The following is an 11,573-nucleotide window of genomic DNA, read 5'->3' on the forward strand; positions in this document are numbered from 1 at the left end:
CGGTCGTCCTGCGGGTCAGACGTCGCGGGCGGCGAGCGCGGCGTAGGCCCCCGCCAGTGCGGCGCCGGTGACGGCGGCCAGCAGCCCGAGCAGGGTCCAGGGATCGGTGCCGCCCTGCATCGGCATGCGGAACATGGCGGCCAGACCGTTCAACGGCGAGTACTCCAGCAGCGCGTCGCTGACGTCCCGCAGGCTCTCGCCGCGCATGAAGAGCGCCACCAGCATCGGGAGCAGCACCAGCCCGAGCATGGTGGTGATCGCTCCCGCGGAATGGCGCAGCATCGCCCCCACGGCGAGGGAGAGCAGGCCCAGCAGCGCCACGTACAGCCCTGCCCCGACCGTGGCGTCGAACCATTCGCCGCCGGTCGCGGTGAACGGTTCGACGACGGGGTTCCGGACGTCCCCGCCGACGTAGTCGCCGGAACGGATCGGCATGCCGCCCAGGGCGCCGTGCTGGATCAGTGCGGTCAGGGAGGTCGCGGCGGTCGTCGTGAGGAAGGCGACGAGGAAGAGGACGAGAGCCTTCGCGAGCAGCACCCGCCCCCGGGCGGGACAGGAGGTCATCGTCGTGCGGATCATTCCGGTGCCGTACTCGGAGGTGATCACCAGGGCTCCGAGGGTGAGGACGCAGATCTGCCCGAGCATCAGGCCGAACAGGCCGCCGCCGAGCAGCGGCATGGTGACGACGTCGGGACTCTCGGTGCGGCGGGCCAGGGCCACCGGCACACCGATGCCGACGACCAGCAGGAACATCACTCCCAGGGTCCACACCGTCGAGCGGACCGTGCGGATCTTCGTCCACTCGGAGGCGAGCGCGTGCCCGAGGTGTGTGCGCCGGGGCGGAGCCGCGGCGGCGCCGGGTGCCGCCTGCCGGGGGCCGGGAGGTGCGGCGGGAGCGGGAGCAGGCTGCGGCTCCCGGCCGCCCGGTGCGGGGTGCGGGTGCGGCGTCGTCAACGTGCGTCCTCGCTCTGCGGCTCGTTCTCGGTGGTGGGCGGGTGCGCGGAGGCCGTCCCGGCGGATGCCGGCGCGCTGGACCGGTAGTCCACCGCCCCCTGGGTCATGCGCATGTAGGCCTCCTCCAGCGAGGCCCGGTGCGGGGAGAGTTCCCACAGCCGTACGTCCGCCTCGTGGGCGAGGTCGCTGATGCGGGGGAGGGGCAGTCCCGTCACCCGCAGCGCGCCGTCCTCCTCGGTCCGTACGCGGGCTCCGGCTTCTGCCAGCGCCGCTGTCAGCTTCTCGTGGGCGCCGGGTTCGTGGTCCGGGGTGCGCACCCGGGCGTACTCGGCGGAGTTCTGCGCGATGAAGTCCGTCACCGGCATGTCGGCCATCAACTGCCCGCGACCGATGACGATGAGATGGTCCGCGGTGAGGGCCATCTCGCTCATGAGGTGGCTGGAGACGAAGACGGTGCGGCCCTCGTAGGCGAGTTGTTTCATCAGCGTGCGCACCCAGAGGATGCCTTCGGGGTCGAGGCCGTTGACGGGCTCGTCGAACAGGAGCACCTGCGGGTCGCCGAGCAGGGCGGCGGCGATGCCGAGGCGCTGGCCCATGCCGAGCGAAAAGCCCTTGGAGCGTTTGCCCGCGACGTCCCGCAGGCCCACGAGTCCGAGCACCTCGTCCACCCGCCGCAGCGGGATACCGGACAACCGGGCCAGGCACCGGAGGTGGTTGCGTGCACTGCGCCCGCCGTGCACGGCCCTCGCGTCCAGCAGGGCCCCCACCCTGCGTGGTGCGTCGGGCAGGTCCCGGTACGTCCGCCCCCCGATGGTGACGCGCCCCGAGGTGGGCGCGTCCAGGCCCAGGATCATGCGCATCGTCGTCGACTTCCCGGAGCCGTTCGGTCCCAGGAAGCCGGTGACGGCGCCCGGCCGTACCCGGAAGGACAGGTTGTCCACGGCTGTCCTGGCGCCGTAGCGCTTCGTCAGGCCGTCCGCTTCGATCATGTTCGCCCCTGGATGCGGTTGCGGGGCATGCGCGGCCGCCCACGCGGTTCGCCCCCGGTCACGGCCAGGAGGCTACCGGGGGCGAGCGCGGATCCCCAGGGCGCGGGCCGGGTCTTTCCCGCCGCCCCGGCAGGTGTCAGGCGTCGCGCTTCTTCAGCACGACGAAACCCGCGAGGAGGGCGGCGACGACCCAGGCCACCATGATGAGCAGACCGCCCCAGGGCCCGTAGGGCCGGTCCCCGGTGCCCATGCTCCCCTCGACCACCGACATGATCATCGAACCTGCCTGGTCGGGCAGGTACTGGGCGACGTCACGGGTGGCCTCGACCGTGCCGAGGATGTTCGACACCAGGAAGAAGAACGGCATCAGGATGGCGAACGCCAGCAGCGGACTGCGGAGCACGAACGTCACCCCCATGGCGAACAGCGCCATCAGCGTCATGTAGAGCCCGCCGCCGATCACGGCGCGCAGCACGTGCTCCTCGCCCAGCGTGGTGCTGTACTCGTCCAGCAGGGCCTGCCCCAGGAAGAAGGTCACGAAGCTGGTCGCCATGCCGACGACGAACACCAGGGACGTCGCCACCGCGATCTTCGCGGCCATGAAGGTGCCGCGCTGCGGCACCGCCCCCAGCGAACTGCGGATCATGCCGGTGCTGTACTCGCTGGAGACGGCCAGCACCCCGAAGGCGATCATGGCGAGCTGGCCGAGGGAGGTGCCGGCGAAGCTGGTGAAGACGGGGTCGAAGGTGAGCCTCTCCTGCGGCGGCAGGTCGTTGAAGGACGAGGCAGTGAGGGAGGAGATCAGTGCCCCGAGCCCGATCGTGACGACGGCGGCGGTGGTCAGTGTCCAGAACGTCGAGCGCACGGAGGCGATCTTGGTCCACTCCGAGCGCAGAACCCGCGATACGTGTGCCATCGGTCAGCGGCCCTTCTTCCAGCCCTCGCCCCAGCCGGGGCGGCGTTCCTGCGGTGCGTCGGCGGTCCTCGGCGGCGTACCGGCCGGCGGTGCGCCTCCGGCGTCCGCGGGCTGCGGTGGGGCGGCCGGAGCCGCCGTGTGCGCGTGGTACTCCACGGCGCCGGCCGTCAGCTGCATGAAGGCCTCCTCCAGGGAGGCCTGCTGCGGAGCGAGCTCGTGCAGGACCAGCTGCTTCCGCGCGGCCAGTTCGCCGACACGGGAGGCCTCCAGCCCTTCGACCTCCAGCGAGCCGTCCTCGGCGGCGGTGGGCCGCACCCCCTCCTCGTGCAGCGCGTCGCGCAGCTTCTCCGGCTCCGGGGTCCGCACCCGCACGTAGGACCGCGAGTTCCGTGCGATGAAGTCGGACATGCGGGTGTCCGCGAGGAGCTTGCCCTGGCCGATCACCACCAGGTGTTCGGCGGTGAGGGCCATCTCGCTCATGAGATGGCTGGAGACGAAGACGGTGCGGCCCTCGTTCGCCAGTTGCTGCATGAGATTGCGGATCCAGTGGATGCCCTCGGGGTCGAGCCCGTTGACAGGCTCGTCGAACATGAGGATCTTCGGGTCGCCGAGCAGGGCGGCGGCGATGCCGAGGCGCTGGCCCATGCCGAGCGAGAAGCCCTTGGGGCGCTTTTTGGCGACCGCGGACAGCCCCACCAGGTCGAGAACCTCCGAGACTCTCCGCGGCGGGATGCCGTTGCTCTGCGCCAGGCACAGCAGGTGCTTGTGGGCGGTCCGCCCGCCGTGCACCGACTTGGCCTCCAGCAGCGCACCGATGGAGTTCAGCGGCTCCTGCAGGTGGTCGTAGCGCTGCCCGTCGATCAGGACGCGCCCGCTGGTGGGCGCGTCCAGGCCGAGCATCATGCGCATGGTGGTGGACTTGCCGGCCCCGTTGGGGCCGAGGAAGCCGGTCACCACCCCCGGCCGCACGGAGAACGTGAGGTGGTCGACGGCGACCTTCGATCCGAAGCGCTTGGTCAGACCTTCGAGCTCGATCATGCGAACGATCCTACGGGCACGGTCGTGCGTCCGTGCCGCGCGGGACCCTGCACGGAGCCCCGCACCCGGTACCGGGTGCGGGGCTTCTGGTGTCTCGTCCGCGTCACCGCCGGAGCCCGGCGGCTCGCCTCAGCGGGACTGCTGGGCCGGAACGCCCTGCGAGAGCGCTTCCTCGTCGACCTCCCCCTCGCCCGGCTGGCCGGCGGCGGCGACCGCCGCGCCCGTCAGCGTCGCGAGCATCTCACGCACGTTGGTGAGCTGGGCATTGATGCTGTCGCGACGGTTGGTGAGGGCGGCCAGCTCGCGCTCCGACTCGCTGCGGACGCGGTCCGCCTTGGCGTTGGCGTCGGCCACGATGTCCTCGGCCTGGCGCTGCGCCGTCTCCACCGTCTGGCGGGCGCGGCGCTCGGCGTCGGTGCGCAGCTTCTCGGCCTCCAGGCGCAGCTGCTCCGCACGGTGCTCGATCTCCGCGAGCCGCTTCTCAGCCTTCGCCTGCCGCGAGGCCAGGTCGCGCTCGGACGCCTCCCGCCGCTTCGCCAGGTTGGTCTCGAAGTCGGCGGCGGCCTGGGCGGCCTTGGCACGGGTGTCCTCGAAGAGGGAGTCGGCCTCCTCGCGCTTGGACTGCGCGTCCTTCTCGGCGTCCGAACGCAGCTGACCCGCTTCGTCCTTCGCCTGCTCGACGATCCGGGCGCCGTCGTCCTCGGCCTTCCGCTTGCGGTCGGCGGCGAACGCCTCGGCGTCGTTCCGCACCTGCTGAGCGGCGTCCTCCGCCATCTCGCGGTGCTGCTCGGCGGCCCGACGCGCCTCCTCGCGGAGATCCTTGGCCTCCTCCTCGGCGAGGCGCAGGATCTTCTCGACACGGGCCCCCAGGCCGGCGTACGACGGTTCCGAATCGTTGACCTGGGCCTGGGCGTTCTGCGTCTCGAGGTGGAGTTCCTCGATCCGCTTCTCCAGAGAGGTGATGCGGGCGAGTGCGCTGTCCCGGTCGGCGACGAGCTTGGTGATGCGGTCGTCCACCTGGCCCTTGTCGTAGCCACGCCGCACGAGGTCGAAGCCGTGGGGAGAAGAAGTGTCGCTCATGGGGTTCCTGTCGAGTCAGACGGGGGATGGAATATCAGACGGGGAGTGATATCGGAATCCTAGGGGGACAAGCGGCGTGTCTTCGAGCGGTTGCCCGTTTGTTCTGAAGTTTGCTCGCTCGTTCGAGTGGCTAACTCCCGGACGACTTGCCACCTCCACGTGAACTGCCTGCACCGGCAGCCGCCTTGACCCCGCCGTTGGCGCCGGAGTCCGAACCGTCCTTCTTGTTGCCGTTCTTGGCGGAGCCCTTGCCGCCACCCGGACCGCCGGGAGCCTCGAAGGCCTCCAGTGCCTCCAGAACGTCCTGGACCCGGGAGATCTCGGAGTTGATGTCCTCCTGGCGCCGCTCGAGCACCTCGAGCTCGCGGCGGCCCTCCTCGAGGATGCGCTGCGCCTCCGTGTCGGCGTCCTCGCGGGCCTTCTCCGCCTCCGCCAGCAGAGTCGCCTTGCGCTGCTCCGCCTCCTTGAGCAGCCCCTCGGCCTTGCGCACGGCGGAGATGCGGACCTTGCCGGCCTCCGACTCCGCGTCGTCGACCAGTTCCTTGGCCTTCTCGCGTGCCTCCGCCAACTGCTCCTCGGCGGTCTTCACCAGCGCGTCGCACCGTTCACCGGCGGACTTCATCGCCTCGGCCGACTCGCGCCGCGCCCGTTCGTGGAGCTCCTCGACCTCGCTCGTGATCCGCTCGCGGAGCTCCTCCGCGCGCTCCCGCGTGGCGGCCGCGTCGGCACGGGCCTCCTCCAGCATCCGATCGGCGTCGGCCCGCGCCTTCTCCACGTAGTCCCGGCCCTCGGCCCGGGCCTCCGCGACGAGGCGCTCCGCCTCCTCGCGGGCCGAGGCGACCGTGCTCCGGGCGCTCTCCTCCGCGGACGAGGTGACGCGGTCGGCCTCCTCGCCGGCCTGGGACAGGAGTGAATCGGCCTGCTCGGCCGCCTCGTTCCGCTTCCGGGAGGCGTCCTCGCGGGCCTCGTCGCGCAGCCGCTCCGCGTCGGCACGCGTCCGCTCGGCCGAGGTCATCGCATCGTCGACCGTGCGCTCCGCCAGCGCCTTCGCCGCGTCCGTCTCCTCCTGCGCCCGCCGGTGCAGGGCGGCGATCTCCTGCTCCGCCTGCTCGTGCAGACCCGACACCGAGTCGCGCACCTGCTGCGCGGTCTCCTCCGCGCTCGCGACCAGTTCCGCGGCGCGCCGCTCGGCCTCCTCGACGATCCGGGCCGCCTCGTTCTGCGCGTCGTCCACCCGCTGACGGGCGGTCGCCAGCAGCTCCTCGCTCTGCTCGCGCGCTGCCGTGCGCTCCTGGTGCGCCTCCTCGCGGGCACTCGCCAGGAGTTCGTCGGCCTCCCGGCGGCGCCGCTCGGCCTCCGTCCGCGCCGCCTCCAGAGCCTCCGCCGCCTCGGTGCTGGACCGTTCGGCGGCCGCGTCGGCCTCCGCGCGCACCCGATCGGCCGACTCCTGCGCCTCGGCCCGCAGCCGCTCCGCCTCGGACGCGGCCTCGCTGCGCAGCTGCACCGCGAGGCTTTCGCCCTCGGCGCGTGCCTGCGAGGCGTCCGAGGCGGCCTCCTCACGGAGCCGTGACGCCTCCTCCTCGGCCTCCTGCTGGAGGGTGCGGCGCCGCTCGGCCGCCTCGCTGCGCAGCTGCTCGACCTCGGTGCGGGCCTCGTCGCGGAGACGTTCCGCCTCGGTGCGGGCCTTGCGCAGCTCCTCCTCGGCCCGGGACACCTTCTCCTCGGCGTCCGTCCGCAGCCGCTCGGTCTCCTCCCGGGTCGTCTCCTGCAGTTCCCGGGCGGCCTCCTCGGCGTCGTCCTTGACACGGCGCCCCGCCTCGGCCGCCTCGGAACGCGTCCGCTCGGCCTGCTCCTCCGCCCCGCTGCGCAGTTCCTCCGCTTCCTTGCGGGCCCGCTCGAGGGTCTCCTCGGCCTGCCGGCGCAGCGCGGTCGCCCGCTCGATCGCCTCGGTGCGGAGCCGCTCGCTCTCCGTCGTGGCGTCCGTCCGGAGCTCCTCGGCGTCCCCCCGCGCCTTGGCGAGCAGCTCCTCGGCGCTGTTCGCGGCCTCCTCGATCTGCTGGACGGCGTCGCGGCGGGCCTCGCCGCGGATCTTCTCGCCCTCCTCGACCGCCTCGGCCCGCAGCTGCTCCGCCTCGCCGCGGAGCCGCCGCGCCTCCTCCTGGAGCTCCACGGTCTTGGCCCGGTAGTCCCGGGTGTCGTCCTTGGCCGCGCCCTTGAGCTCCTCGGCGACGTCGTGGGCCTCGGAACGGAGCCTGTCGGCCTCCGCCTCCGCCTCCCGGCGCAGCCGCTCCGCCTCCTCGGTGGCCGCCTTGGTGGTGGCCTTGGCCTGCTCGGACGCCTTGTTCAGCACGTCCTCGGCCGTACGGGCCGCCTCGGCGAGCTGGTTGGCGGACTCCTCCGCCGTGCGGGTGCGGGCCTCCTCGCGGGCCTCGGCGATCAGGCGCTCCGCCTCGTCCCGGGCGTCCTGACGGATCTGCTCCGCCTCGCTGCGGATGGTGTCGGACTCCTTGGTGGCGTCCCCGACCAGGCGGGCCACCTCCGACTTCGCGGTCCGCACCCGCTGCTCGTTGACCGCCTCCGCCGAACTCAGCTTCTCGGCGGCCTGCTCCTCGGCCTCCGAGAGCTTCTTCTCGGCCTCCGCACGAGCCTCCCGCAGCGCGGTCTCCGCCTCCTGCATCCGGCTCTCGGCCCGGCGCACCAGGTCGGCGGCCTCCCGGCGACCGGCCTCGGACTCCTCGGCGGTCCTGACGCGCAGCTGCTCGGCCTGGTCGGTGGCCTCCTGCGCCTGGGCGGATGCGGTGGCGAGCATCCGCTCCGCCTCGGCCCGGGCCCGCCGCAGCAGGGCGTCGGCCTCCGCACGGGCGTTCTCGGCCTCGGTGCTGAGGCGGTGCCGGGACTCCTCCGTCAGGCGGTGCGCCTCTTCCCGCGCCTGCGCGAGGGAACGCTCCGCCTCGGCGCGGGTCTCCTCCATCAGGCGCCGCGCCTGCTGCTCGGTGCGGGTGCGCAGTTGTTCGGCCCAGGCGACGTTCTCGTTGACATGGGACTCGACGGTCGCGCGGCGTTCGGCCAGCTCCTGGTCCAACTGCTGCCGGCGGCGCACCGCCTCGCCGTGCAGGTCGGCCTCCAGCCGCGACTGCGCCTCGGTCTGTTCCTGGAGGATGCGCTGGCTCTCGGCCCGTGCCTGGCGCAGTTCCCGGTCGGCGTCCGCTCTGAGCTGGTCGGCCTGCACCTGAGCGTTGTGCAGGAGCTGTTCGGCCTGCTGCGTCAGGTTGTCGTAGCCGGCGGCCGGGCGCGTCGCGAGTGCCCGGCGCGCCTCGTGCAGCTTGGCACGCAGTACTTCGACCTGGTAGCCGAGATCGTCGGCGTGGTCGACCGCCTTCTCCCGCTCCTTCTTCAGCCGCTCCATCTCGGCTTCGAAACGCGAGAGGTGGTCGTCAGCCTCGTAGCGGTCGTTGCCCCGCACAGTGCGGTCCCATCCGTCCCCTGGTCGTCGTGAAGGTGAACTGGCCCATTTCTCCGCCGCCCTGCCGGTGAGACGTCCTCGGAACGGGCGTCTCCCGGGCCTGTCGGGGAAATGGTGTCAGATCATCGGCGGAACGTGGGCCGTGCCCACCCCTCCAACTGCGAGGGAGCCCCGACGAGCCGCCCCGGCCGTGACGCCACTCTACCGGCCGGGGGAAGCAGGCGTCAGCGGTCCGTCCCGTCGGGCTCGGCGGGAGAGGCCGCCCGGGCCGACGCCGAGGTGACGAGTTCGGTGAGCACGCCGTGGCAGTCCTTCGGGTGCAGGAAGGTGATTCGGGAGTCCATCGACCCCCGGCGCGGCTCGTCGTACAGCACGCGGACCCCCTTCTCCCGGACGGCCGCGGCCTCGCCGTCCACATCGGCCGTGCCGAAGGCGATGTGGTGCACGCCCTCGCCGTGGCGGTCGAGCCACTTCGCGACGGTCGAGTCCGGCCGTACGGGTTCCAGCAGCTGCAGGTAGGAGGCCCCGCCGTCGTCGGTGCCGTTGATGCGGAGCATGGCCTCGCGGACACCCTGCTCCTCGTTGACCTCGGTGTGGAACACCTCGAAGCCGTACGTGGCACGGTAGAACTCGACGGTCTCGTCGAGGTCGAAGCAGGCGATCCCGATGTGGTCGATACGCGTCAGCATGGGGACAGTGCAGCGCGTCCGCTGCGGTTACGCAACGTGCGCACGGTCACACCGGCCGATGGGTGACCAGGAGGTGGACCGCTCAGTACCGTGGGATAACCCTCGTTAACATCCCGCCGGAAGGACTCGTCATGACCGGTACGTCCAGCAGCACGACCTCGGTGATCGTCGCGGGTGCGCGGACCCCCATGGGGCGCCTGCTCGGTTCACTCAAGTCCTTCTCCGGAGCCGACCTGGGCGGCTTCGCCATCAAGGCCGCCCTCGACCGGGCCGGCATCGGTGGCGACCAGGTGGAGTACGTGATCATGGGCCAGGTGCTCCAGGCGGGTGCCGGGCAGATCCCGGCGCGCCAGGCCGCGGTCGAGGCGGGCATCCCGATGAACGTTCCGGCGCTGACGGTGAACAAGGTCTGTCTCTCCGGTCTCGACGCCATCGCCCTGGCGGACCAGTTGGTCCGGGCCGGCGAGTTCGACGTGGTCGTGGCGGGCGGCCAGGAGTCCATGACCAACGCCCCGCACCTGCTGCCGAAGTCGCGTTCCGGCTACAAGTACGGCGCGGTGGAGATGCTCGACGCCATGGCGCACGACGGTCTCACCGACGCGTTCGAGAACATCGCCATGGGCGAGTCCACCGAGAAGCACAACACCCGCCTCGGCATCGGCCGCGCCGAGCAGGACGAGATCGCCGCCGCCTCGCACCAGAAGGCCGCCGCGGCGCAGTCCGCCGGTCTCTTCGAGGCCGAGATCACGCCGGTGGAGATCCCGCAGCGCAAGGGCGACCCCGTGGTCTTCTCGCAGGACGAGGGCATCCGCGGCGACACCACCGCGGAGTCCCTGGGCAAGCTGCGCCCGGCCTTCGCCAAGGACGGCACCATCACCGCGGGTTCCGCCTCGCAGATCTCCGACGGCGCCGCGGCCGTCGTCGTGATGAGCAAGGCCCGCGCGGAGGAGCTGGGACTGGAGTGGATCGCCGAGATCGGCGCCCACGGCAACGTCGCGGGACCGGACAACTCGCTGCAGTCGCAGCCCGCCAACGCCATCCAGCACGCCCTGAAGAAGGACGGCCTGTCGGTGGAGGACCTCGATCTCGTCGAGATCAACGAGGCGTTCGCCGCGGTCTGCGTGCAGTCCATGAAGGACCTCGGCGTATCACCTGAAAAGGTGAACGTGAACGGTGGTGCCATCGCCCTGGGTCACCCGATCGGTATGTCGGGCGCCCGCATCGCCCTGCACCTCGCACTGGAGCTGCGCCGGCGGGGCGGCGGCACGGGTGCCGCCGCGCTGTGCGGCGGCGGGGGCCAGGGAGACGCACTGGTTCTCCGGGTTCCCGGCAAGTGACTCCGGCCGCCCGACGGCGCGGACCGACCGTACGACCGACGGAGGAAGACACGTGGTGGACGTCCCCACTCTGGTGGCGCAGGCCCGGGAAGGGCGGCCCCGTGCCGTCGCCCGGCTGATCTCTCTGGTGGAGGGGGCGTCCCCGCAGCTCCGGGAGGTGATGGCGGCGCTCGCCCCGCGCTGCGGCAACGCCTACGTGGTCGGCCTGACCGGCTCGCCGGGGGTGGGCAAGTCCACCTCCACCTCGGCGCTGGTCACGGCCTACCGCCGAGCCGGGAAACGGGTCGGTGTGCTCGCCGTCGACCCGTCCTCGCCGTTCTCCGGAGGGGCGCTGCTGGGCGACCGCGTCCGGATGGGCGAGCACGCCTCCGACCCCGGCGTCTACATCCGCTCGATGGCGACGCGGGGCCATCTGGGCGGTCTGGCCTGGGCCGCGCCGCAGGCCGTCCGTGTGCTCGACGCGGCGGGCTGCGACGTGATCCTGGTCGAGACGGTGGGGGTCGGCCAGTCCGAGGTGGAGATCGCCTCGCAGGCCGACACCAGCATGGTGCTGCTGGCCCCGGGGATGGGCGACGGTATCCAGGCCGCGAAGGCGGGCATCCTGGAGATCGGCGACGTGTACGTCGTCAACAAGGCCGACCGGGACGGCGCGGACGCCACCGCCCGCGAGCTCAACCACATGCTCGGTCTCGGCGAGGCGCGGGCCCCGGGCGACTGGCGTCCGCCGATCGTGAAGACGGTCGCGGCCCGCGGCGAGGGCCTCGACGAGGTCGTCGAGGCGTTGGAGAAGCACCGGGCCTGGATGGAGGAGCACGGTGTGCTCGGCGAGCGTCGCGCGAAGCGGGCCGCCCGGGAGATCGAGACGATCGCGGTCACCGCACTGCGTGAGCGGATCGCCGGCCTCAGCGGGGACCGCAGGCTCGGGGCGCTCGCGGAACGCATCGTCAACGGGTCGCTCGACCCGTACGCGGCGGCGGACGAGCTCGTCGCCGGACTCACCGACGAGGGCTGAGCGCCGCTGCTCGCGCCACGTTCCTCGGTTCGTGGGGGCCGGGGGCCCCCCGGCCCCCCGGGGCCCCGGGGGCGCGCACCCCGGGGTTGGCCCCC

At 72.3% G+C, this 11,573-nt stretch carries 8 protein-coding genes and 1 pseudogene; 2 read left to right on the top strand and 7 right to left on the bottom strand.

Going from position 1 to position 11,573, the window contains the following annotated elements; all coding sequences use genetic code 11:
* Window positions 1-15: 15 nt before the first annotated feature.
* From ACL06G_RS20520 to mce, 7 genes and pseudogenes are all read right to left on the bottom strand, one after another.
* A complete protein-coding gene (locus tag ACL06G_RS20520; protein ID WP_412786454.1) occupies window positions 16-954 on the bottom strand; it encodes an ABC transporter permease in 939 nt (312 codons plus the stop codon).
* Window positions 955-1,027: 73 nt separating this feature from the next.
* Window positions 1,028-1,943 (bottom strand): annotated as a pseudogene (locus tag ACL06G_RS20525) (ABC transporter ATP-binding protein); the annotation flags it as partial.
* 136 nt (window positions 1,944-2,079) lie between these two features.
* Window positions 2,080-2,859: an ABC-2 transporter permease gene (locus ACL06G_RS20530; protein WP_412786453.1), complete on the bottom strand. Its 780-nt coding sequence runs from the start codon at window positions 2,857-2,859 to the stop codon at window positions 2,080-2,082.
* A 3-nt stretch (window positions 2,860-2,862) separates the two neighbouring features.
* The gene (locus tag ACL06G_RS20535) at window positions 2,863-3,897 is read right to left on the bottom strand and encodes an ABC transporter ATP-binding protein (RefSeq protein ID WP_412786452.1); all 1,035 of its coding nucleotides are present in this window, start codon (window positions 3,895-3,897) and stop codon (window positions 2,863-2,865) included.
* A gap of 129 nt (window positions 3,898-4,026) precedes the next feature.
* Window positions 4,027-4,977 carry a coiled-coil domain-containing protein gene (locus ACL06G_RS20540; RefSeq protein WP_412786451.1) on the bottom strand — a complete coding sequence of 317 codons (951 nt, stop codon included), beginning with the start codon at window positions 4,975-4,977 and terminating at the stop codon, window positions 4,027-4,029.
* 130 nt (window positions 4,978-5,107) lie between these two features.
* Window positions 5,108-8,440, bottom strand: a complete 3,333-nt coding sequence (scy, locus tag ACL06G_RS20545; RefSeq protein ID WP_412786450.1) for a polarized growth protein Scy — start codon at window positions 8,438-8,440, stop codon at window positions 5,108-5,110.
* A gap of 224 nt (window positions 8,441-8,664) precedes the next feature.
* On the bottom strand, window positions 8,665-9,129 hold the full coding sequence (mce, locus tag ACL06G_RS20550) for a methylmalonyl-CoA epimerase (RefSeq protein WP_412786449.1): 465 nt from the start codon (window positions 9,127-9,129) through the stop codon (window positions 8,665-8,667).
* A gap of 161 nt (window positions 9,130-9,290) precedes the next feature.
* On the opposite strand from mce, the gene ACL06G_RS20555 reads away from it, so the two are divergent.
* Window positions 9,291-10,466, top strand: a complete 1,176-nt coding sequence (locus ACL06G_RS20555; protein WP_412786508.1) for an acetyl-CoA C-acetyltransferase — start codon at window positions 9,291-9,293, stop codon at window positions 10,464-10,466.
* A gap of 52 nt (window positions 10,467-10,518) precedes the next feature.
* Window positions 10,519-11,478, top strand: coding sequence for a methylmalonyl Co-A mutase-associated GTPase MeaB (meaB, locus tag ACL06G_RS20560; RefSeq protein ID WP_412786448.1), 960 nt, complete (start codon window positions 10,519-10,521; stop codon window positions 11,476-11,478).
* Window positions 11,479-11,573 lie beyond the last annotated feature (95 nt).

Source organism: Streptomyces callyspongiae (assembly GCF_047200695.1).
Lineage (GTDB): Bacteria > Actinomycetota > Actinomycetes > Streptomycetales > Streptomycetaceae > Streptomyces.